The organism is Nocardia sp. NPDC050710 (assembly GCF_040654375.1).
Taxonomy (GTDB): domain Bacteria; phylum Actinomycetota; class Actinomycetes; order Mycobacteriales; family Mycobacteriaceae; genus Nocardia.
In genome coordinates this window covers 116737-138628 of the sequence record NZ_JBFAHV010000004.1, presented here as the reverse complement: position 1 = coordinate 138628, position 21892 = coordinate 116737, and the positions used below count along the sequence as shown (strand labels likewise).

Below are 21892 nucleotides of genomic sequence, written 5' to 3'. Positions count from 1 at the left end.
GCGCTGTGGACACCGATACACCTGCGGATTCGTGCGCGGGGGACGGATTCGCATGCGGCACACCGAAACCTGCGGCAGGGCCCGCGCTGGCGGGACGAAAACCTCCTTGCGAGGGGGCGGGCGAGCGGCGACGATCGCAGGATGCTTCTGACGATCACCTGCACACGACCGGAGGGCGCCACGTGGCCGGCGACCGATCTGGGGTTCTTGCTGCACAAGAACCCCGCCCGGGTGCAGGCGTTCGAACAGTCCTACGGCACTGCGCACGTGGTGTATCCGGAGGCCACCGAACAGCGGTGCACCGCCGCGCTGGTACTGGAGGTGGATCCGATTCGGCTGGTGCGCGGGCGCTCGCGCAGCACACCGGATTTCAGTCTCGGGCAGTATGTGAACGACCGGCCCTATGCGGCGTCCTCACTGCTGTCGGTCGCGCTGGGCGCGGTATTCCGCACGGCGCTGCACGGTCGCTGTGATCACCGCCCGGACTTGGCGCGGGCCGCACTCCCGCTGCGCATCGAACTGCCCTCCGTCCCGTGCAAGGGCGGACCGGAGATCGCCGAGCGGGTCTTCGCGCCACTGGGCTGGACGGTGGCGACCACACCCCTGCCGCTGGATCCGGCATTCCCGGACTGGGGCGATTCGCACTACGTCCGGCTGGAACTCACCGGCACCGTCCGGCTCGCCGACGCGCTCTCGCACCTGTACGTGCTGCTGCCGGTGCTCGACGGCGCCAAGCACTACTGGGTGGCCGCCGACGAGGTGGACAAGCTGATCCGCGCGGGTGAGAGCTGGCTCGCCCAGCATCCGGAACGCGCCTGGATCACCCGGCGCTACCTGGCGCGTCGTCACTCCCTGGTTCGTACCGCACTCGCCCGGCTGGCCGAGGTCGACGACGTCGACCCGGAGTTCCTCGACGCGGTCGAGGAAAACGTCGAGGACGACGTGCATTCCGAGCCTTCCCCGTCGAACGCCAGGGGTGTCGAGTGGACCCAGCACGGGGGCGAGTCCGAGCGCGGGGCAGCCGCCCCTGATGTCGCGGTCGCAGCCGCCCCTGATGTCGCGGTCGCGGCCGCCCCGAATGTCACCGGCCCGGCCGACCCCAAGGCCACCGACCCGAATGTCACCGGCGCGGTTGACGCCAGCGCGGCCGACGCCTGGGCGGCGGCGCAGGTTGCGGTGGCAGGACCGGAGACCTCCACGCGGTCGGTCGACAGCAAGTCAGACGACACCGAGTCCCATGGCGTCGAGTCCCACGCCGTCGACGCGCAGGCGAGTCGACAGCCGTCGCTCGCCGTATCCCGGCGGGCCGCGGTACTGGACGCACTGCGCGAGGTCGGGGCAAGCCGGGTCCTCGATCTCGGCTGCGGTGAGGGGTCGCTGCTGCGGGAACTGTTGGCGGACAGGACTTTCACCGAAATCGTCGGCGTCGACGTGTCGATGCGGGCGTTGAATATCGCCAAGCGCAGGCTGCGGCTCGATCGCATGCCGGAGCGGGTCGCGCGGCGGCTGACATTGTTGCAGGGCTCGCTGACCTATACCGACGCGCGGCTGCGCGGATATGACGCGGCCGTGCTCATGGAGGTGATCGAGCACATCGACCCGCCGCGGCTGAGCGCGCTGGGACATGCGGTATTCGGGGCGGCGGCGCCCACTGCGGTGCTGGTTACCACGCCGAACGCCGAGGTCAACGCACGGTTCGAAGGCATGGCTCCCGGCGAGTTCCGCCACCGCGATCACCGATTCGAATGGACCCGTGCGGAATTCGCGCGGTGGTCCGAGGGGGTCGCCGCCAGATTCGGGTACGCCGTGCGATTCGTCCCGATCGGCGCCCCGGACCCGGACCTCGGATCACCCACCCAAATGGCGGTTTTCATCAAGACCGCCGATATCGGCAACGACGAGAAGGGCGCGGCACGATGACCGAACTATCTATCCCGGAGCTCTCACTCGTCGTGCTGATCGGCAGCACCGGATCGGGGAAATCCACCTTCGCCCGCAAGCATTTCCGGTCCACGGCAATTGTCTCCTCGGATGCCTGCCGTGGGATCGTCAGCGACGACGAGAACGATCAATCGGCCACCCCGGACGCCTTCGCGCTCCTGCATCACATCGCGGGCGTGCGGCTGCGGCGCGGGCTGCGGACGGTGGTCGACGCCACCAATGTGCAGCCGAAGTCGCGTCAGGAACTTATCGCCGTCGCCCGGGCACACGATGTGCTGCCGGTCGCGATCGTGCTGGACGTCCCGGATTCGGTGTGTCTGGAGCGCAATGCCGCCCGCGCCGAGCGGGCGGACGTCGGTGCGCATGTGGTGGCGCGGCAGCAGCGCGAACTGCGCCGCGGGCTGCGCAGCCTGGAACGCGAGGGTTTCCGGAAGGTCTACCTGCTGCGCGGGGTCGCCGAGATCGACGCCGCGACGATCGTCGACGAGAAGGCATGGAATGACAAACGGGAACTCACCGGCCCATTCGACGTGATCGGCGACGTGCACGGCTGCCGCGCGGAACTCGAGACCCTGCTCGACGCGCTCGGCTACATGGTGGACCGTGATCCGGCGGGCCGTGCGATCGGCGCGCGGCACCCACACGGGCGTACCGCGGTCTTCGTCGGCGACCTGGTCGACCGCGGTCCCGACACCCCGGGCGTGCTGCGACTCGTCATGGGTATGGTGGCGGCCGGAACGGCGTTGTGCGTCACCGGCAATCACGAGAACAAGCTGGTGCGCGCGCTCGGTGGCAAGAAAGTTCGACTCGCGCACGGCCTGGCCGAATCGCTGGCCCAACTCGAGGCCGAGGACGAGGATTTCCGCAAGGCCACCCTCGACTTCTGTCGCGGTCTGATCAGCCACTACGTCCTGGACGGCGGCAAGCTGGTGGTCGCGCACGCCGGTCTGAAGGAGGAGTTCCACGGTCGCGCCTCCGGCCGGGTACGCGCCTTCGCCATGTACGGCGAATCCACCGGCGAGACCGACGAATACGGCCTGCCGGTGCGTTATCCGTGGGCCGAGGACTATCGCGGCCGCGCCACTGTGCTCTACGGGCATACACCGGTCACCGAATTGCGCTGGGTGAACAACACGCTGTGCCTGGACACCGGCGTCGTCTTCGGCGGCCGGCTCTCGGCACTGCGCTACCCGGAGCGAGAACCGGTTTCCGTTCCGGCCGAACAGGTCTGGTACGAGCCGGTGCGCCCGCTCGGTGCCGAGAGCGGCACATGGGCGGACGGTGTCGTGCACCGCGACCCGGGCGTTCTGGACCTCGACGACGTGGTCGGCCGACGGGTGGTGGAGACCCGTTATCACGGGCGGGTCGGCGTACAGGAGGAGAACGCGGGCGCCGCACTGGAGGTTATGAGCCGCTTCGCCATCGATCCACGATGGCTGGTCTACCTGCCGCCGACCATGGCGCCGTGCGCGACCTCCCAGCTCGACGGCTACCTCGAACATCCGGCGGAGGCATTCGGGTACTTCCGCGCCGAGGGCGTCGAGCGAGTGGTGTGCGAGGAGAAGCATATGGGCTCGCGGGCGATCGTTGTCGTGGCGCGTTCCGCGCGCATCGCACGCGACCGCTTCGGCATCGACGACGGAAGCACCGGCGCGATCTACACCCGCACCGGTCGTCCCTTCTTCGACCAGGCGGACCACACCGAGTCGGTGCTGGCCCGGGTGCGCGCCGCCGCCGAAAAGGCGGGTCTGTTCGCGGAATTGGGCACCGACTGGCTGCTGTTCGATACCGAACTCATGCCCTGGTCCGCCAAGGCGGCGGGCCTGCTGCGCACGCAGTACGCGGCCGTCGGCGCGGCGGCGCGCGCGGCACTGGGCAGCGCGGGCGATCTGCTCGCGGCCGCCGCCGCCCGTGGTATGGACGTCACCGGACTGGCCGACCGGGTCGCCGCCCGCACGGCCGACGCCACCGCGTTCACCGCCGCCTATGGCCGTTACTGCTGGCCGGTGGAAGGTCTCACCGGGCTGCGCCTGGCCCCGTTCCAGATTCTTGCCGGCGAGGGTGTCAACTACGCGGTGCGCGACCATGATTGGCATCTGACCCGGATCGATCGGCTGGTCGCCGCGGATACCGAATTCTTCACCGCGACCGGCCGCGTGGTCGTCGACCTGACCGTCCCCGACGGTGACGCTGCCGCCATCGCATGGTGGACTTCACTCACCGACGCGGGCGGCGAAGGAATGGTGGTGAAGCCGCTGGCGTCCATGGTTCGCGGCGCACGCGGAAAGAGTTCCCCGGCAGCGGATTCCGCGATGGCGGGCATCACCGACTTGTCGGGAGATCGCGCGGCGGCCGAATCGCGCGTCATGGACGCCACGCATGCGTCCGATGGCGGCACCGTCGGCGCGGGCCGAGGTCGCCTCGTCCAGCCGGGCGTGAAATGCCGTGGTCCGGAATATCTACGGATCATCTACGGCCCGGAGTACCTGCGCGAGGGCAACCTGGGGCGGTTGCGCACCCGTGGCCTCGGCCGCAAGCGCTCGATGGCATTGCGCGAGTATGCCCTCGGCCTGGAGTCACTGGACCGCTTCGTCGCGGGTGAGCCACTGTGGCGCGTCCACGAGGCCGTATTCGCGATCCTGGCACTGGAATCCGAACCGGTCGACCCGCGCCTATAGGCGGGTGCTCGGTTGTTCCGGGTGCGGATCAGTGGCCGCCGCTCGGTCGTAGCGGTGGCGGTGGAAGTCGATCCGACCCGGCCACCCCATCGCTCCGGTCCACGCCCGACCACGACCAATCGGGAGATTCCGCACGACCAGCTCGATCCGTTCTCACCACCGCATGGGCGTGACGCGGGCACAGGCGCTACCGGGTGTCTTCACCGGACCCAGCCAGGTCTCCGAACCCGTCTCGCTCGCATTGCGCCTGCGCGAGCCGCGCGGTCCGTGGGAGGCGTTCCTGCACCCGAGCACGGATGAGTTCGGATATATCCACCGCACCGGCTTCCTGCATCTGACCCTGCCGCGGCCGGTTATCGCACCGCTCGCCGCCGCGGGCTGGGTCGAGCCACCTCCGATCACGCTGCGCCCGGAGTGGCCGGACACCATCGTCATGCTCTACGCCCCACGCGGCGACGCCGAACTCCAGTTGACCGCGGCCGCCCTGTACGCCTCGTGGCGGCAAGCAGGTCAGGCTTCGCCGTCGTAGCGCCGCCGGGTGCCGAGGCCGCACCGCATGCTCGAGCGGGTCCGGCGGTATCGAATTCATCCCGCCGGGCGTGTCGGCGCAGACACGCGCTCCCACTGGATGGGAAGGCAATTGTCCGCGCCGAGTGACGCACGTTACAGTTGGCGCTTGCAAGCCGCTTGCAATTGTTAAGCGGCTTGTGCTGTACCAACAGACAAAGGAGTCTGACGATGTCGGCTGCGAGCACCGACGGCCTACCCTTCGGCGGCCGACGCCTACCGGCGCACATGCTGATCGATGACCGGTTCACCGGTGTGGCCATCAAGTTCTTCTCGATGTTCCGGCGCAAGGCCCATGGCGGCGGCGCCCTCGCGGTCTACCTGCACGGCGAACCGGTGATCGATATCTGGGCGGGCTGGGCGAACGCCGAACGGCCATGGCGGGCCGACACGATGGCACTGTCGTATTCGACCGGCAAGGGCGTCGCCGCGACCGTCGCGAATCGCTTGATCGAACACGGGGCACTCGAACTGGACGCGCCGGTCGCCACCTATTGGCCCGAGTTCGCGGCCAACGGCAAGGACTCCATCACCATTCGCGACGTCCTCAATCATCGCGCGGGATTGCAGCGCACCCGCGGGCTGCTCGACGACCCCGACGACCTACTCGATCACGACAAGGTCGCCGCGGCCATGGCGGCCTCGGCGCCCGATCCGATGCGGCTGCGCGCCTCCGGCTACCACGGCCTGACCTTCGGCACCCTGGTCGCCGAAATCGCTCAGCGCGCCACCGGCCACAGCTTCCCCGAACTGGTCCGCAGCGAACTCGCGGAACCGCTCGGCGACAACGATTTCTGGTTCGGCGTACCCCAGCATCAGCGGCACCGCATCGCCCGGCTCGGTCCGCGGCTCGGCGTGGCCCGTGTCCCGTTCGACACCTTGATCGCGCCGTTCTCCGCACTGCCCATCGTGCATTCCGCCCGCGGCGCGGTCTACGACGGCTGGGCCGATATGACCCACAGCATGCGCCCCTACGACGCGATGATGCCCGGCTGGAACGGCACCTTCACCGCCCGCGCGCTGGGCAAGATGTACGGCGCCATCGCCAACGACGGCCTGGTCGGTCACCGCCGCCTGTTCCGCCCCGAGACCACCAGGTCACTCGCCGAGATGCCAGCCAACAGCCGCTACGACTACGTCCTCGGCGCGGCGCCGCAGTTCGCCCGCGGGTACCACCGTGCCATCGTCGGCCCCCGGCTGACCCGGCATGCGCTGGGCCACTTCGGCATCGGCGGCTCCGGCGGCCTCGCCATCCCCCGCGCCGGGCTGTCCATCGGCTTCGTCACCAACCATCTCGGCAACCACGCCATGTCCCTCGGTGACGCCCGCCTGCCCATGTTGGCGGCGCTGTCCGAGCGCGCGGCGCGGGCGGCGGACACCGGCGTGAGCACCGAACTGCCGGAACAAGCGGCCAGCTGACGGCGCGCGGTACTCAACCCCCGCGCTTCAGCTTGCGCCACCCTCCGGCCCTGTTGTCGGCGATGATCTGCCGGAACATCGCCGACAGTGCCGTGGCATTGAGGGTCTCGCCCTGATACACCGCGACGGTCCGTCCGGTCTTGTTGTCGTGCCCGCCGGTGATGATCCCCGCGGGATCCGGCACGATCCCTCCGTCGTAGAGGAACACGTTGACATGCGTCTTCGTGGCGAGTAACGCGCAGATATTGCCCTGGAGCACGAAGTACGGCTGCACCGTCCGCTTGATCGTCTCGACCACCTCCGGGTCCGCGGCGTGCACCAGCTCGCGGACCTCCAGGCAGATCTGCTGCTGCCAGTCGGGCAAGGCGTCGATATAGGCATCGACGCGCGGGTCGGCCTCATAGGACATGATCCGATTCAAACACGGACCGGGATCGACCGGTCCCGGTATCCGGCAGCCGAGGGCCATGCGAGCGGGCGGTAGTGCCATCGAAATCCCGGCGATTCGACGGGTGCGCACCACTCGAACCCGCGGGCGCCGTGGCAGGCCACAACCGGCATACCGCCGCGTTGGGGGTTGCTACACCTCATGCGGCGTCCGCCCGTCGGACCGCGTGCACACTGATAAACTGGCGTGCTTCAAGAACTTTGGTGCCGACCGAGGGGGGCCGAACCCAATGCGACCGGACGAGGCGCAAGTTGCGGGAGCCGGGATGTATAACGCGGCCGCCGCGGGCGAGTTCGGGATGCCGGAGGGAGCGGCCCGGCGGCTGTCGGCGGCGTGCGATGCGTTGATCGACGGGTTGCGGCAGGCCCGGCTCGCGGGCGGCGAACTCACCGAGGTGTCCGGGTTCTCGGAATTGCCGTCGGGGCGGGCGCTGGCGCGCGGCTTCGGGGCGAAGGGCGCGGAGTACCGGGAGGTCCTGGCCGGGTTGCAGGAGGCGGCATGGCGGTTGAAGGCGGGCTATCTGGCGGCGGCGCGGCTGTTCGAGGAGGCCGACGCGGCCAACCGGGCGGCGCTCGAGGTCGCGGCCGACGAGCTGGGTGAGGAAATATGACACCGCCGCGGTGGCGCGAGGCGGGGACCGACCCGGCGTACGTCCCGGATCGGGAGGCCTTCGACGCCTACACCCATCCGGAGATCTGGCAGCTCGTGCACGAGGCGCTGGATCCGGCCGCGCTCGGTCGCACTGCGGAGGGCTGGCAAGTCGGGGCCGCGGCACTGGAGCAGTTGTTCGAGGCGTTCGCCGCCGCGGTGCGGCAGGAATTCGCCGAATGGAGCGGTCGAGCGGCCGCGGCGGCGCGGGAATCCACCGAGACATTCGTGCGGTCGGGTACGGCCGCACAGGACGTGTGCGCGGCGGTGCACCGGCTGATGGAACTCAATTCCTCTGCGGCGCAAACGGTTCGGGATGCGATCCCGCCCCCATCGACACCGTATGCGCCGGACCCGGATCCGGTACGCGAGGCCATCGACGGCGGGCCGCGCAAGATGGCGCACGATATCGCGGCGGCCACCGCGCTGGCGGATGCCCAGGACACCTTGACTTTCCTGTACAACTCGACGCTGGTGGCCTCGGGTGATGCCGTACCCGCGTTCGAGGGGCCCGTCCGAGGAGAGAACGCGCGGTGAGGTGGGTCTTCAGCCCGGACGAGTTCACCTACATCTGGTCGGTGGAGACCGGACTGGATCGCCGCCCGTACCCGATCAACATGGCCCACCGCGGTACCGTGCGCAGCGAAAACGACTGGGAAAAACTGAAACTCGCCGAGCGGTTCCCGCGCAACGGCGACCCCGACCTGACCGGCGCGCTGGCCCTCTGCGCCCGCGGCGACGCCACCACGATCACCGTCTCCGGTGACCGGTACAACCCGCAGGGCCGGGCCGAGGAACCGATCCTCGCCTTCGGCGCCAGCCACCTGGCCTGGGGCACGGTGCTGATCGCCGGCCCGTGCGACGTCACCGTCATCGCCTGCCACGCCCGCCGAGTGCCACACCACCTCGTCACGGCCATCGGACCCGCGCCCGCGGGCCGTCTCGCCCCGATGCGCGAACCCCGCGAGGCCGTGCTGTACGACGACCCCAACCAGTGGCGGCACTCCGACGACGCGGATCGCGCCGCCGCCTTCCGGGAAACCCTGCACCGCCCGATCGACGCCCGCGGCTTCATCACCGTCACGGTCGCGCCCGAGGACCCCCTGTCCCCGCCCACCCGGCACCGCACCTGGCTGGATTTCACCGACGACGGTCGCTATCTGCTCACCACCAGCACCGAACTCAGCCTCACCCCCGTCACCGATACGGTGCTCGACAGCCAGCTCACCCGCCTCGCCGTCATCCGCTGAAGTCCGAGCGGCGCGAACGGTAGCCGATATCGTTGCGGCACAATCTGTCCGATTCGCGGTTACCCACCGGTACGGATGTCGATGGGGGCGGCTATATTTCGGGAGGCGGCACGGCCATAGCTTCGCCCGATAAGTCGGATCTGTCGCGAGTCGCGCAGTGCCACTGGACCGCCGGTCGTCGCGAACGCGCTCGCGCTGAGCTGGCCGGAGCTCCGGCGCGGACTCGCGGCTCGCCCGGGATCTCGTGAACACAAAATGACCGTGAATCGAATTTGCTGGGGGCGTGTCGCCCGCGGCACGCCGAGTTCGACCGACATGGCGGCTAATCCACAGTTTCGCTGGCGCGGGTACATCGACTATTAATGGCATGTGCCGTTCCCACGTGTGATCACTTGCCAACCCGCGAATCTCCCCCGGTGGGAGTCGAGGTGACCATAGAGCATCCCATTGAGGACGAGGTCACGCAGCTGGCGAGGCGCGTCGAGAAGGCCCGAGGCAGACTGGCATACCAATTCGACCCCGCACTGACCGAGGCGCTGTCCGAGGACGAGCTGCACGCCGAACGCGAACTCGCCGAGCGGATCCGCGGTCAGGACCGGTCGCAGCGCTGGAAACAGGTGCAGGCGGCCGCCGCGGCCGCCGACCGCGCCCGACAGACCACGGAAGAGATCGAGAAAGCCGACATCAGGGATCTATTGGTGGCCCGCAAGGCAATTGCCGCACAGCGGCGAGAATCGAGTCCGCACGCCAAACTGGCGTCGCTATACCGGCACCGCTCATGGTCGCTGCGCGCACTGGCGGGCGTGGTCGCGGCGGGCATGCTCTGGTCCGCGGTCAATGTCCAACACAACATCGCGCCCGGTGGCCCCGGCGACCCGCTGTACTGGTTCAGCTACCTCATCGAGGCGATGATCAGCGTCTGCTTGATCATCATCATGATCGGCACCAACAAGGTCTCCGAATGGGGCGTCGTCGACAACCGTGGCCAGGTCGTCGCGGCCGAGGTCGCCCTGCTGACACTCACGGTCGGCCTGAACACCTACCCGTATGTGCGTGCCGAACAGTGGTTCGACGCGGGAGTCCACGCCGTCGCTCCGGTGATGATCGGCGTCGCACTACTCATCCACGACGCGGCCAGCGCTCGCTACGGCCTCGCCATCGCACGCGCCACCGACCAGGTGCGCGACCTGCCCGACCCGGCCGAGGTGATCCGCAGCCGACTGCCCGACCTCGCCAAGTACCGCCCGATGGCCACCGAACTGGCGACCCCGCCCGTGGTGATCGAGGCCGAGCCGGAGCCCGACCTGGAGCCCGCCGTGGAACTCTACGAAGGGGAGATGGAACCGCAGGCCGAGGAGTACGTGCCCGACGAGACCGAAGCGCTGACGGAGGTGCTGCCGGTGGAGAGCAGCGGCGGGCGTCCGCGTCCCGCGGTCATCGAAGCACCGGCCGAGACCGAGAAGCGCCGCGCGGCAGCCGATTCCGATCAGGTTCCGGTGCGCGCTACGAACGGTTCCGCGCCCAGCGTCGCCGAGACGCGCCCCACGGCGCCGATCGAGGCCGACGCACCGGTCGCCCCCGTACGGCAGCCCAAGAGCCCGGCACCGGCCGAAAAGCCCGTCGTGGCAGCGGCTGCCGAGACCAAGCCGGTCAAAGCCGTCCCGTCGCCCGCGGAAAAGCCTGTCGCCAAGACGAGCGCCCCCGCCCCGGCCAAATCCGGCATCCGCAAGGTGGTCCCCGCCAAGACCCGCGTGCCGAGCACGCCGGCCAATGGCGACATCCGCCCCGCCGCGCCGGTCGCCGCCAAGAAAGAAGCCCCCACCGCGCCCAAGCCGGACCTCCAGGTCGTCCCCGCCCCCGACCCCATCCACGACACCGGCCAATTCCGCATCGCCGAACTGCTCGAGCAGGAGCTCGCCGAGCTCCAGGCCGAACGCAGGCGCGCCCGCACCAGCAGGCAGCGGTAACACACAACTCCCTCCACGAAACGACACGGCGGCAAGAGCTGGGCACGCTCTTGCCGCCGTGGGCCGTCCCGGACCCGGCGAGGAACGCGAATACCCGCACCGCACGCCCGGAAGACTTCCGCATATCCGCTGAGCGCGGGCAGGCGTCACCGTGTCGGGCTCGAGTGCGCCGCGCAGAAGTTGGCCGAGCATCCCACCGCCGACGGCGATCCATGTTCGCCCACCCGGAGGCATCCGGTGAAGTCCGGTTCCGCGATGCGGCCCGCCCGCAGCCGCACACCATGTGCCCGATGACGACCTACGCGCCGGACTCATCGGCGCACTCACCATCGGCACCGTCATCGGACGCCACCTGCTCCGACTCGACGGCCTGCGCGACGCCCCACCAGAGCGAATTACCGCACAACTCCGGCGTGCCCTCCACGAAATGGCCTATGGCGCACCGGAAAGCGAACCCCGGACGGATGCGTAGCCCGGTCCGCGGAGTCTTGCGCCCTGATGTCGCGGATCCGGCGATGTTTCGCCATCCCCACCACCTCCGGACCAACGTCCACTGCCCCCGGAAAGAGGTGTCATCAGCCTATGGCAGCCCGCCGACGAGAACCGTTGAATCGCAGCCGATCCCGCGAACCCGGAAGCAGCCGAGCGATGCGGCGTCGACACCGGCCTCAGCTGCGCCGTCCCACCACACGTATTACAGTCAAGACCCGGCCCAGGCCGACATTGTCGGTCACAATGAGCAGGAACCCGTCCACATACGGGAAGAATGTCCACACAGGCCGGTTGTGAACCGGAGTCGAACTTTGTCGGGGTGACAGGATTTGAACCTGCGACCCTCCGCTCCCAAAGCGGATGCGCTACCAAGCTGCGCTACACCCCGTGACCTCGTCGCGGATGGGCCGCCGTCGAGGATGAATCCTGTCTTTGAGCGGGTGACGGGAATCGAACCCGCACCATCAGCTTGGAAGGCTGAGGTTCTACCATTGAACTACACCCGCAGGCATACGACATCGATGGGATCGCCACGATGTCGTGTGCGCACCGACTGTACCGAATCTGTCGCCGAAAACGCCAATCGCCCCCGGGGTCGACTGCTGTGCCGCAGCTCATCGCACAGCAAGATCATCGGGATCGGTCACACCCGCTCGGCCGCCGCTCTCCGATCGGCTCGCGTCTCCCGGCGCGCGACCACGTCCGACGGGCCCGGTCGAGACCGCCTCCGGCATACCTCCGGCGTGTCCGCCCGCGACTCTCCAGCGAACCGAAATTCATGTGTAACGCCAGGGCCCCAGGAACGATCACACTTCCGATCGTCATTCGCGAGGGACCGAAAACTCGTTGTAAAACGGCGTTTTTCAGTGCCGCGTGGCTTGCTAGGATCCTTTTTGCCGGACGGGGGTATCTGGAAAGGGGGCGGTGAGTGTGCACCGAGCTAGGTGGACCCAACCGCGTAGCAGTAGTGATCGGGGTGAAGCCGGCACCTGTGCGCGCACAGGGCACCCGGGTACCGACATCACCCGCGGCGGGTGAGCGCGATGTCGACGGACAACGAACCACCCGTCGGCGCGATGGCGCGCGCCTGGGCTCGCGCGGTATGCGCGGAACCGGGCTCACACGCCTCGCCGGAGCAGCTGGAACCTGTTCTCGTCGAGATCGTGCAGCGTCTACTCGATCTGGCCAGGTCCGAGCCGTTTCCGGTGCCCGAGGCCAGGATGCTCGGCGCCCGGCTGGCCGAGCCGCCCTTCGAGCGAACAAGAATGCTGGCCCAGGCCAGCCGGTGGCTACTCGGCTTCCCCTCGGGTAGGCCGGGATCACTGGTCGCCACACGCTGGCCGTTCATCGCGAGCCAGGCCATCGACAGCTATGCCCAGGCCCTGCAGGAACGGGCCCTGGCCCAGCAGGAGCAGAACATTTCGGCAGCGGTGTCGCTGCGGGTGCAGGAAATCGCCGCGCTCCAGCACCGGCTGCGGCACGAGGCCACCCATGACGCGCTCACCGATCTGGCCAACCGCACCCTGCTCCAGGACAAGGTCCGGCGCATGGCCACCGATCCGACCAGCAATGTCGGGCTGCTGCTGATCGACCTGGACCGGTTCAAGCAGATCAACGACGGCTACGGCCACGCCGTCGGGGACGAGGTGCTCGTCGAGCTGGCCAACCGGCTGCGGGAGGTCTGTCCGCCGGATACGGTGATCTGCCGGTACGGCGGCGACGAGTTCGTGCTGGCCGTCAACCGGGATGGTCATACCCTGGCCGAGATCGCGCATCGGATCGTGCACGCCCTGCGCGATCCGGTGTGGTCGTCGGCGGGACCGGTCCCGGTATCGGCCAGCGTGGGCACCGCCCACAATCCGCCGGGCACGCCATGCGACTTCACGGACCTGTTACGGCGGGCCGACCGCGCGATGTACTCGGCGAAGACCGCGGGCGGCCGCCGATTCGCCTTCTCGGATACAGACGAACCGGAGATCGACGCCGCGGTCGCCGGCTGAGATCTCCGGGTTCGTTCGCCTCCCCGCCGCGCGGCATCCCCACCCGCATCGGCACCACCGGCCCGGCTGTACGGCCGCACACGACCTCTTTGGAGTTTCCGGTGCGGCAACAGCCATTTCAGCCGTCTACGTCACGGTCAGGGCGCATTCAGGGCCACGAGTGATCGGCCCCGGCGGATACGACTTCGCCTAGCCCGGTTGACAGGCCGGGCACCAGAACAGATTTCGACCCTCCAGAACCGCGTGAACCACCGTGGACCCACACACCCGGCACGCGGCCCCCGGCCGCCGATAGACGTAGGTCCGAGGCCGATCCGGCGCATAAGAGGGCTCACCGTGATCGTGTTCCGGCCGCACCACGTGCATGAGCCCCGTCGCCACCCCCACCGGCATCAGCTCGACCAGATCCGCCCAGATCGCGTCCCACTCACCGGGACTCATGCCGGCACCGGGCCGGTACGGCGAAATACCGTGCCGGAACAGCACTTCGGCCCGGTAGACATTGCCGACCCCGGCAATCACGCTCTGATCCATCAGCAATGCCCCGATCGGCCTGCGCGAGCGGCGGATCCGCTGCCACGCGCGGTCCGGGTCCGCCTCCGGCCGCAGCGGATCGGCGCCGAGCCGCTCGGTCAGGGCCTCCACCTCCGGCGGCAAGAGCACTTCGCAGGCATTCGGCCCACGCAGGTCGGTCCCGAAGCCGGGATGCCCGTTCGCCGCCCCGATCATCCGCATCCGAACCTGTCCGACCGGCGCCTCCATCGGCAGGCCGGAGTCATAGAACTTCCCGTAGAGGCCGAGGTGCACATGCACCGCGACCCCGGATTCGTAGTGGTGCAGCAGATGTTTGCCGTGGGCCTCCGACCGCACCAGCACCTGTCCGTCCACCAGCGCGGCCCCCTCCGCGAACCGGCCCTGCGGACTCGACACCCGCACCACACCCCCGGCGAACCGCTCCTGATGCAGGTTCGCCAGGCGGTGCAGCGTATGACCTTCGGGCAACTCAGTAGGCGGGAACCGCGGGGGCGACGCCGGACTTCTCGTATTCGGCGAGGATGTCGATGCGCCGCTGGTGGCGCTCCTCATCGGACCACTCGGTCGACAGGAACGCGTCGACGATCGCCAGCGCCTCCCCGGTGCTGTGCATGCGGCCACCGATGCCGATCAGCTGAGCGTTGTTGTGCTGGCGGGCCAACTGGGCGGTCTCCACGCTCCAAGCAAGCGCACAGCGAGCGCCCGGCACCTTGTTGGCGGCGATCTGCTCGCCGTTGCCGCTGCCGCCGAACACCAGGCCGAGACTGCCCGGGTCGGCGACGGTGCGGCGGGCCGCCTCGATGCAGAAGGCGGGGTAGTCGTCGAGCGCGTCGTATTCGAGGGCGCCGCAGTCGACGACCTCGTGGCCCGCCTGCTCCAGATGGGCCTTGACGTTGTTCTTCAGTTCGAAACCGGCATGGTCGGCACCCAGGTATACGCGCATGGCAGCGATTGTGTCAGGCCGGTTCCCGACGGCCGCCGGGAGGGGACCGCACCGCCACGAGATCCTGTACCGCGTTCGCACGGACCGTCTTTCCCGAGCATTCGCGGCGGATCGGACCGCCGATGTGTCGCGTGCCACAGGTTCGGAGGACGCAGGTAACGCCCCGGCCCGATGTGGGCCGAATGAATAGAGTTCACCCCATGCAGTCCGAAGACCATCCGCACCGACCGAACGTGAGCCTGGATCCGCGCGGCGGCCCGACCGGCACCGATCCGGTGACGGGATTGACCGGCTGGAATCCGGCGAGCGGACCGCCCGGTTGGGTATCGGGCTATCAGTTCGCGGTCAGCGGATCGAGGCCGCCCGTCGGGCCGTATCAGCAGACGCGCGGGCTTTCGCCGTTCGGCATGCCGGCGCGGCATATCCTCGAGATCCCGTTGCTGGTCATCATCGTGGTGCTGACCGCGTTGTTCTTCATATTCGGACTATTGGCGACGCTGGCGGGCTGGATTCCGCTGCAGATCGGCGCACCGCTGATCCTCGCACCGCTGATCCTGTGGTTACAGCGCGGTCTGCTGTTCGCGAGCCTGCGGACCAGCGGCGTCCGGATCACGCCGAGCCAGTTCCCGGACGCGCATCGGATGGTGGTGGAGGCGGCCGCGCGATTCGGCATGCCCACCGTGCCCGACGCGTACGTGGTGCTCGGCAACGGTGTCATCAACGCCTTCGCCTCCGGGCACGGATTCCGGCGCTTCGTCGCCGTCAACAGCGATCTGTTCGAAATCGGCGGCGCCGCACGCGATCCGGACGCGCTCGCCTTCATCATCGGCCACGAAGTCGGGCATATCGCGGCGGGTCACACGTCGTACTGGCGCTGGCTCGGCATGTATGTCGTGCCCTATCTGCCGATCCTCGGCGGATCGCTGCAGCGGGCGCAGGAGTACACCGCCGACAATCACGGCTACTGCTACCGGCATGAGGGCGCGTCGGGTGCGATGCGCACCCTCGCCGCGGGTAAATACCTGAACGCCCTGGTGGGGTTCGACGAGATGGCGGACCGGGCACCGGTCGAACGGGGCTTCTTCATCTGGCTCTATAACGGCATTGTCAGTCACCCGGTGCTGACCTGGCGGATGTGGGCACTGCGCGACCGGAGCAAGCACGGCAACCTACTGTGGCGGCCGAATCCGCGCATCGCGCCCCCGCCACCCGGTACCTACCCGCCGCACGGCGGGTACCCACCGAATAGCGGCGGGTACCCGCCGCTTTCGTACAACTCGGCGCCGCCGTCCTGACCGCGCCGAGCCACACCGATCAGTCGAAAACCGGATCCTCGGTCCTGGTGCGCTTCAGCTCGAAGAAGTGCGGGTAGGACGCCAGCGCGACCACACCGTCCCAGACCTTGCCCGCATCCTCGCCGCGCGGAATCCGCGACAGCACCGGGCCGAAGAAGGCGACACCGTTGACGTGGATGGTCGGCGTGCCGACATCCTTGCCGACCTTGTCCATGCCCGCATGGTGGCTCGCGCGCAACGCCGTGTCGTAGTCGGTGCTCTCGGCGGCCTGCGCCAGCTCGGCAGGGAGCCCGACCTCGGCGAGCGAGTCGGCGATGACCGCGGCCAGCGACTCCGTACGGGTCGCACGCTCGTACTCGTCCTTGCGCTCGTGGATCCGCGTGCCCATCGCGGTGTAGAGCGGGGCGAGAACCTTGTCGCCGTGCTGCTCGGCGGCGGCGATGGCGACCCGGACCGGCCCCCAGCCGCTGGCCAGCAGCTCCTTGTACTGCTCCGGCAGCCCGTCACGGTCCTCGTTCAGGACCGACAGGCTCATGACATGGAAACGAGCCTCGATATCGCGGACCTTCTCGACCTCCAGGATCCAGCGCGAGGTGATCCAGCACCAGGGACACAGGGGGTCGAACCAGAAGTCGGCAACATTCTTCTCGGCCGTGTCGGTCACGGTTCGTTCCTCTCGATCGGCAGACGCGAAGGACGTCGCACACGGCGACGCTATGGGGAGCAACCACGTCGGTCGACGATTCGTTCCCGTCCCCGGGTGAATTTCCGATCCGCGACGCCCGGTGACAGTAGGCTCGAGTCGCAGGAATCCGGTTCCCTCAGACAAGGAGTCCGCAATGACCTCGGAAGCTCGTTTCGTGATCGTCGGGGGTGGCCTGGCCGCCGCCAAACTCGCGGAAGCCCTGCGGGAGAACGATTTCGACGGGACCGTCACCCTGATCAGCGCCGAGGAACACCTGCCCTACGAGCGACCACCCCTGTCCAAGGAACACCTGCTCGGCAAGAAGGCCCTCGCCGACTTCACCGTCGACCCGGGCCAGTGGTATCGCGACCACCACATCGAGGTCCGGCTCGGCACCACGGTCACCGCCGTCGACCGGACCTCGAAAACCGTCACGCTGCCCGACGGCTCGACCCTTCCCTACGACAAGCTGGCTCTCGCGACCGGTTCGACGCCGCGCCACCTGCCGCTACCGGGTTCGGACGCACCGAACGTGTACACGCTGCGCACCATCGAGGATTCCGACACACTGATCAAGCTGTTCGGTAAGGCCGTCCGTCTCGCCATCGTGGGGGCCGGTTGGATCGGCCTCGAGGTGGCGGCCGCGGCCCGGGCCGCCGGGGTCGCGGTGACCATCGTCGAGACCGCCGACCAGCCGTTGCTGGCGGCACTCGGACCGGAGATGGGTGAGGTTTTCGCCGACCTGCACCGCGCGCACGACGTCGACCTGCGCCTCGGCGCACAGGTCGCCGAGATCACCACGCGCGAAGGCGGGGGGACCATGGTCGCCGACGGCCTGCGACTCGGCGACGGCAGCATCGTCGCGGCCGACGCGGTGCTGATCGCGGTCGGCGCCCGGCCGAATATCGAACTGGCCGCCGAGGCCGGTCTCGCGGTCGACGGCGGGGTACTGGTGGACGCGAGCCTGGCCACCAGCGATCCGGATATCGTCGCCGTCGGCGATATCGCCGAGCAGCAGCATCCCCGGCTCGGACGCCGAATTCGGGTGGAGCACTGGGCGAATGCGCTCAACCAGCCCGCCGTCGCGGCCGCGACCATGCTCGGCAAGACTGCGACCTACGAGCGGCTCCCCTACTTCTTCACCGATCAGTACGACCTCGGGATGGAGTACACCGGATATGCCGTGCCCGGGGAGTACGACCGGGTGGTCGTGCGCGGCGACGTGGGCAAGCGGGAGTTCGTCGCGTTCTGGCTCGACTCCGGCAACCGTGTGCTGGCGGGTATGAACGTCAATGTCTGGGATGTGACCGATCGGATCAAGGAGCTCATCGACGCGGGCGCGCCGGTCGACCCGGCGCGGTTGGCCGACACCGCCGCCCCGCTATGAGCTAGATCACATCGCGCGATCCGCCGGTACGTCGAGAACGCGTGCGCGGTTCCGACCTACCCTCGAGAGCGCCGAACAGGCGCGCCGACCGGCAAGGAGCCGACCATGAAGTACATGCTGCTGAAGACCTACCGCGAGGCCGCCTACTGCGACACCCCGCTGACCGAGTGGGCGCCCGAGGACATCACGGCGCATATCGAATTCCAGCGGGCACTCGGGGAACAGCTGGCCAAATCCGGCGAACTCGTCGACGCGCAGGGTTTGGCCGGGCCCGAGGAGGCCCGGTTGGTGAGCGCCGACGGTCGCTCGGCGCCGGTGGTCACCGACGGCCCCTTTCCGGAGACCAAGGAATTCCTGGCCGGATATTGGATTGTCGATGTAGACAGCCCGGAACGCGCCCTCGAGATCGCCGCCCAGGCCTCCGCCGCGCCCGGCCCCGGCGGTAAGCCGATCGGCGAGTACATCCAGGTGCGCGCGGTGATGAGCGCCCCGGCCGCACAGCAGTAGGCGGCGCTCGAGGTCGGACCGATAGTGGACAGGGCAGTACGACGAAACGCTTACCCGGCGGGTTCAACTCGAGACGGTGCACGGTGACTCGAGGCGAAGCCTCCACCCGACCCGCCTCGCGGAAAGCCGTGCCTGCCGCGGCGCGGGCCCCCTCACCGCGCGACCGACCGTCGGCCGAGCGCGGCGGCCCGGTGGCACGCCGATGACCGATGCACTGACCCGGGAGGCCGAGGATCTGCTGCGCGAGCTGGCACCGCAGGTCCTCGGCGTACTGGTGCGCCGATTCGGCGACTTCGACACCGCCGAGGATGCTGTCCAGGAGGCGATGCTGGCCGCGGCGGCGCAATGGCCGGGCGAGGGCGTACCGGAGAATCCCCGCGGTTGGCTCATCCAGGTGGCTCAGCGCCGAATGGCCGATACCGTTCGCGCCGAGGTGGCGCGCAGGCGGCGCGAGACCACGGTTTTCGAACAGGATGTGCCCGATGCCGAAACCGTCGACCGCGACGACACATTGGAAATGTTCTTCCTGTGCTGCCATCCGGCGCTGTCATCGGCCAGTTCGATCGCGCTGACACTGCGAGCCGTCGGCGGCCTCGGCACCGCCGAAATCGCCCGCGCCTTCCTCCTGCCGGAAGCCACCATGGCGCAGCGGATTTCGCGGGCCAAGAAGCGCCTCTCGACGCTGGACCGCCCATTCGCCGACCCGGCTGACGCATCGGATGGCGCGAACGCGGATCCGGCGCGGTGGCGGGAACGACTCGGGCCGGTGCTGCACGTGCTGTATCTGATCTTCACCGAGGGTCACACCACGACCGCCGGCCCGGATCTGCATCGGACCGACCTATCCGGCGAGGCGATCCGGCTGACCCGCGCCATCCACCGGCTGCTACCCGAGGACACCGAGGTCACCGGATTGCTCGCGCTGCTGCTGCTCACCGACGCGCGCCGCGCCGCCCGCACCGGCCCGCACGGCGAACTGATCCCGCTCGCCGAACAGAACCGGGCCCGCTGGGATCGCGCACTCATTATCGAGGGCGTCCGGCTGACCACCGGCACGCTCGCACGGGGACTTTCGGGCCCCTACCAAATCCAGGCGGCCATCGCCGTACTGCACGCCCAGGCTCTGCGCGCCGAAGACACCGACTGGCCGCGCATCCTGGAGTTGTACGACCACTTCGAGCGGATCGCCCCCAATCCGATGGTGACATTGAACCGCGCCGTCGCTGTCGCCATGGTGCAGGGTCCCGCCGCCGGTCTCGCACTCGCGAACACCCTCGACGACCAGCTCGCGGGCAATCACCGCATCGACGCCGTGCGCGGCCACCTGCACGAAATGGCGGGCGACTATCCCGCCGCCATTACCGCCTACACCGCCGCCGCCGCTCGTACCACCAGCACCCCCGAGCGCGACTACCTCACCATTCGTGCCGCCCAACTCCGCGCGCGCAGCCGACCCGCCCGCTGATTCATGCCATAGGACAAGACCTTTCGGCGCGACGGCCGATCGGGCGCGGGGGCAGCGCCAAACGCGGATCGAACGGATCCCGGGCCGAATGCGGTCCGCGCGAGCCGTGCCCGGCAGACTGCACCCGTGACAGATACACGCAGCGCGGGAATCCTGTTGTTCCGCCGGACCTCCGACAACGGCGCCGAAGTACTGATCGGACATATGGGCGGGCCGTTCTTCGCGCGCAAGGACGAGGGCGCGTGGTCGATCCCCAAGGGCGAGTACGAGCCCGCGGAGGAGGACGCACAGGCCGCGGCGCGCCGAGAGTTCACCGAGGAGCTGGGACTTCCGGTCCCCGACGGCGACTGGGTACCGCTCGGCGACGTGCAATACGGCAGCGGCAGTCGCCGCAAGACCGTCACCGTCTGGGCTGTCGAGGCCGACCTCGACCCGAGCCGGATGGTGCCCGGCACTTTCGAAATGGAATGGCCACCGCGCTCCGGCCGGATGGCCGAATTCCCGGAGATCGACCGCGCCGACTGGTTCGACCTCACCACCGCCACCACCAAACTCGGCAAAGGCCAGCGCCCCTACCTCGAGCGCCTCGCCGCGCACCTGCGCGGCGACTAGTTCACAGACCCTCGCCGCGCCGCACCGCGCCGGTAACCCCTGTGCGGCGTGTACAAGGTCTGTGCCGTCCCGAGCTCAGTTCGGGATACCGGTCCAGGTTCGGCCGGTGATGAGTTCGTAGGCCTCGATGTATTTGCGGCGGGTCGCCTCGACGATATCGGCGGGGATCTGGGGGCCGGGAGGCTCCTTGTCCCATCCGGTCGAGGTCGACCAGTCCCGGACGAACTGCTTGTCGAACGAGGGCTGGGCGTGGCCGGGCTCCCACTGATCGGCGGGCCAGAAGCGGGACGAGTCCGAGGTCAGCACCTCGTCGCCGAGGGTGAACACATCCCCGTCCCAACCGAATTCGACCTTGGTGTCGGCGATGATGACGCCGTTGCGTGCCGCATGCTCGGCGCCGCGCAGGTAGATGTCGAGGGTGCGGTCACGCAATTGCTCGGCGACCTCGCGCCCCTCCTGATTCACCACGTCCGCGAAGGTGATGGGCTCGTCATGCCCTTCGGACGCCTTACTGGTCGGGGTGAAGATCGGCTCGGGCAGCTTGTCGCCGTCGCGCAGCCCCGGCGGCAGCGCGACGCCGGATACGGCGCCGGTGCTCTGGTATTCCTTCAGGCCCCCGCCGGTCAGGTAGCCGCGGGCGATGCATTCGACCTGGATCATCTTCAGCGGCTTCACCCGGATGCCGCGGCCGGCGAACTCGGCGGGCACATCGGTCACCGACAGTACGTGATTGGGCACATCGGCGAAGAACTCGAACCACCAGTTGGAGAGCTGGGTCAGCAGTGCGCCCTTCTCCGGAATCGGCGTCGGCAACGCCACGTCGTACACCGAAACCCGATCGGAGGCCACGAGCAGCAGGGTGTCGCCGTCCTCGTACAGGTCGCGCACCTTCCCGGCGTGCACATGCTTCAACGTCGAGCCTCCGAATCCCTGGGTGATGAACCTGCGCTGCACAGGCACAATACCGCCGCCACCGCACCCGCTACGCGGCGCGGGCCAGGTCGGGGCCGATAGGGTTGGCGGGAAAGTCCCGCGCGGGCGGCCGCAGAGTGGT

General features: G+C 68.8%; 20 protein-coding genes and 2 tRNA genes. 15 read left to right on the top strand and 7 right to left on the bottom strand.

All coding sequences use genetic code 11. The features are described from left to right. Positions 1-141 precede the first annotated feature (141 nt). The 4 genes from AB0H61_RS10615 (at position 142) to AB0H61_RS10600 (ending at position 6605) form a co-directional block, all read left to right on the top strand. Complete coding sequence (locus AB0H61_RS10615; protein ID WP_357301648.1) at positions 142-1920, top strand: 3' terminal RNA ribose 2'-O-methyltransferase Hen1; 1779 nt, start codon at positions 142-144, stop codon at positions 1918-1920. Next, on the top strand, positions 1917-4619 hold the full coding sequence (locus AB0H61_RS10610; RefSeq protein ID WP_357301645.1) for a polynucleotide kinase-phosphatase: 2703 nt from the start codon (positions 1917-1919) through the stop codon (positions 4617-4619). The genes AB0H61_RS10615 and AB0H61_RS10610 overlap by 4 nt, the downstream gene beginning before the upstream one ends. A gap of 169 nt (positions 4620-4788) precedes the next feature. Continuing rightward, on the top strand, positions 4789-5148 hold the full coding sequence (locus AB0H61_RS10605) for a luciferase family protein (RefSeq protein ID WP_357301643.1): 360 nt from the start codon (positions 4789-4791) through the stop codon (positions 5146-5148). 209 nt (positions 5149-5357) lie between these two features. Then, complete coding sequence (locus tag AB0H61_RS10600; protein ID WP_357301640.1) at positions 5358-6605, top strand: serine hydrolase domain-containing protein; 1248 nt, start codon at positions 5358-5360, stop codon at positions 6603-6605. 13 nt (positions 6606-6618) lie between these two features. Here AB0H61_RS10600 and AB0H61_RS10595 read toward each other — a convergent pair whose 3' ends face one another. Further along, positions 6619-7014 (bottom strand): DUF1801 domain-containing protein, encoded by a 396-nt coding sequence (locus tag AB0H61_RS10595; protein ID WP_357301637.1) that lies wholly within the window; start codon positions 7012-7014, stop codon positions 6619-6621. A gap of 304 nt (positions 7015-7318) precedes the next feature. Between AB0H61_RS10595 and AB0H61_RS10590 the strand changes: the two genes are divergently transcribed. The 5 genes from AB0H61_RS10590 to AB0H61_RS10570 all read left to right on the top strand — a co-directional run bounded on the left by AB0H61_RS10590 (position 7319) and on the right by AB0H61_RS10570 (position 11390). Then, on the top strand, positions 7319-7663 hold the full coding sequence (locus tag AB0H61_RS10590; protein WP_357301634.1) for a hypothetical protein: 345 nt from the start codon (positions 7319-7321) through the stop codon (positions 7661-7663). Continuing rightward, the gene (locus AB0H61_RS10585; RefSeq protein WP_357301631.1) at positions 7660-8238 is read left to right on the top strand and encodes a hypothetical protein; all 579 of its coding nucleotides are present in this window, start codon (positions 7660-7662) and stop codon (positions 8236-8238) included. Before AB0H61_RS10590 ends, AB0H61_RS10585 begins: the two co-directional genes overlap by 4 nt. Further along, positions 8235-8951, top strand: coding sequence for an ESX secretion-associated protein EspG (locus AB0H61_RS10580; RefSeq protein WP_357301628.1), 717 nt, complete (start codon positions 8235-8237; stop codon positions 8949-8951). Before AB0H61_RS10585 ends, AB0H61_RS10580 begins: the two co-directional genes overlap by 4 nt. Before the next feature lie 428 nt (positions 8952-9379). Next, the gene (locus AB0H61_RS10575) at positions 9380-10918 is read left to right on the top strand and encodes a hypothetical protein (protein ID WP_357301625.1); all 1539 of its coding nucleotides are present in this window, start codon (positions 9380-9382) and stop codon (positions 10916-10918) included. A gap of 283 nt (positions 10919-11201) precedes the next feature. Further along, complete coding sequence (locus tag AB0H61_RS10570; RefSeq protein ID WP_357301622.1) at positions 11202-11390, top strand: hypothetical protein; 189 nt, start codon at positions 11202-11204, stop codon at positions 11388-11390. A 334-nt stretch (positions 11391-11724) separates the two neighbouring features. Here the strand turns inward: AB0H61_RS10570 and AB0H61_RS10565 are convergent. Both AB0H61_RS10565 and AB0H61_RS10560 read right to left on the bottom strand, forming a co-directional pair. Then, positions 11725-11798, bottom strand: a tRNA-Pro gene (locus tag AB0H61_RS10565). Positions 11799-11845: 47 nt separating this feature from the next. Then, positions 11846-11916 (bottom strand) — tRNA-Gly (locus AB0H61_RS10560). 537 nt (positions 11917-12453) lie between these two features. On the opposite strand from AB0H61_RS10560, the gene AB0H61_RS10555 reads away from it, so the two are divergent. Further along, entirely contained in the window at positions 12454-13410 is a 957-nt protein-coding gene (locus tag AB0H61_RS10555; RefSeq protein WP_357301619.1) for a GGDEF domain-containing protein, read from the top strand. A 189-nt stretch (positions 13411-13599) separates the two neighbouring features. On the opposite strand, the gene AB0H61_RS10550 is transcribed toward AB0H61_RS10555, so the two are convergent. Then, complete coding sequence (locus AB0H61_RS10550; RefSeq protein WP_357301617.1) at positions 13600-14412, bottom strand: DNA-formamidopyrimidine glycosylase family protein; 813 nt, start codon at positions 14410-14412, stop codon at positions 13600-13602. Between the two features lies 1 nt (position 14413). Next, the gene (locus tag AB0H61_RS10545) at positions 14414-14887 is read right to left on the bottom strand and encodes a ribose-5-phosphate isomerase (protein ID WP_357301614.1); all 474 of its coding nucleotides are present in this window, start codon (positions 14885-14887) and stop codon (positions 14414-14416) included. A 200-nt stretch (positions 14888-15087) separates the two neighbouring features. Here AB0H61_RS10545 and AB0H61_RS10540 point away from each other — a divergent pair, with 200 nt between their 5' ends. After that, entirely contained in the window at positions 15088-16182 is a 1095-nt protein-coding gene (locus AB0H61_RS10540) for a M48 family metallopeptidase (protein ID WP_357301611.1), read from the top strand. A gap of 19 nt (positions 16183-16201) precedes the next feature. Here AB0H61_RS10540 and AB0H61_RS10535 read toward each other — a convergent pair whose 3' ends face one another. After that, positions 16202-16846, bottom strand: coding sequence for a DsbA family protein (locus tag AB0H61_RS10535; RefSeq protein WP_357301608.1), 645 nt, complete (start codon positions 16844-16846; stop codon positions 16202-16204). Between the two features lie 175 nt (positions 16847-17021). Between AB0H61_RS10535 and AB0H61_RS10530 the strand changes: the two genes are divergently transcribed. The 4 genes from AB0H61_RS10530 (at position 17022) to AB0H61_RS10515 (ending at position 20838) form a co-directional block, all read left to right on the top strand. Further along, a complete protein-coding gene (locus tag AB0H61_RS10530) occupies positions 17022-18254 on the top strand; it encodes an FAD-dependent oxidoreductase (protein ID WP_357301605.1) in 1233 nt (410 codons plus the stop codon). Between the two features lie 105 nt (positions 18255-18359). Beyond that, a complete protein-coding gene (locus AB0H61_RS10525; protein ID WP_357301602.1) occupies positions 18360-18761 on the top strand; it encodes a YciI family protein in 402 nt (133 codons plus the stop codon). A gap of 202 nt (positions 18762-18963) precedes the next feature. Beyond that, positions 18964-20226, top strand: coding sequence for a DUF6596 domain-containing protein (locus AB0H61_RS10520; RefSeq protein ID WP_357301600.1), 1263 nt, complete (start codon positions 18964-18966; stop codon positions 20224-20226). Between the two features lie 126 nt (positions 20227-20352). After that, entirely contained in the window at positions 20353-20838 is a 486-nt protein-coding gene (locus AB0H61_RS10515) for an NUDIX domain-containing protein (RefSeq protein ID WP_357301597.1), read from the top strand. 75 nt (positions 20839-20913) lie between these two features. Here the strand turns inward: AB0H61_RS10515 and AB0H61_RS10510 are convergent, their stop codons facing one another. Further along, positions 20914-21750 (bottom strand): phosphoribosylaminoimidazolesuccinocarboxamide synthase, encoded by an 837-nt coding sequence (locus AB0H61_RS10510; RefSeq protein WP_357301595.1) that lies wholly within the window; start codon positions 21748-21750, stop codon positions 20914-20916. Positions 21751-21892 lie beyond the last annotated feature (142 nt).

What these genes read in the sequence shown, in the direction of transcription:
- AB0H61_RS10615 (WP_357301648.1), top strand. Translation starts at nt 142, where the DNA reads ATGCTTCTGACGATCACCTGCACACGACCGGAGGGCGCCACGTGGCCG.
- AB0H61_RS10610 (WP_357301645.1), top strand. Translation starts at nt 1,917, where the DNA reads ATGACCGAACTATCTATCCCGGAGCTCTCACTCGTCGTGCTGATCGGC.
- AB0H61_RS10600 (WP_357301640.1), top strand. Translation starts at nt 5,358, where the DNA reads ATGTCGGCTGCGAGCACCGACGGCCTACCCTTCGGCGGCCGACGCCTA.
- AB0H61_RS10595 (WP_357301637.1), bottom strand. Translation starts at nt 7,014, where the DNA reads ATGTCCTATGAGGCCGACCCGCGCGTCGATGCCTATATCGACGCCTTG.
- AB0H61_RS10590 (WP_357301634.1), top strand. Translation starts at nt 7,319, where the DNA reads ATGTATAACGCGGCCGCCGCGGGCGAGTTCGGGATGCCGGAGGGAGCG.
- AB0H61_RS10585 (WP_357301631.1), top strand. Translation starts at nt 7,660, where the DNA reads ATGACACCGCCGCGGTGGCGCGAGGCGGGGACCGACCCGGCGTACGTC.
- AB0H61_RS10555 (WP_357301619.1), top strand. Translation starts at nt 12,454, where the DNA reads ATGTCGACGGACAACGAACCACCCGTCGGCGCGATGGCGCGCGCCTGG.
- AB0H61_RS10545 (WP_357301614.1), bottom strand. Translation starts at nt 14,887, where the DNA reads ATGCGCGTATACCTGGGTGCCGACCATGCCGGTTTCGAACTGAAGAAC.
- AB0H61_RS10540 (WP_357301611.1), top strand. Translation starts at nt 15,088, where the DNA reads ATGCAGTCCGAAGACCATCCGCACCGACCGAACGTGAGCCTGGATCCG.
- AB0H61_RS10530 (WP_357301605.1), top strand. Translation starts at nt 17,022, where the DNA reads ATGACCTCGGAAGCTCGTTTCGTGATCGTCGGGGGTGGCCTGGCCGCC.
- AB0H61_RS10525 (WP_357301602.1), top strand. Translation starts at nt 18,360, where the DNA reads ATGAAGTACATGCTGCTGAAGACCTACCGCGAGGCCGCCTACTGCGAC.
- AB0H61_RS10520 (WP_357301600.1), top strand. Translation starts at nt 18,964, where the DNA reads ATGACCGATGCACTGACCCGGGAGGCCGAGGATCTGCTGCGCGAGCTG.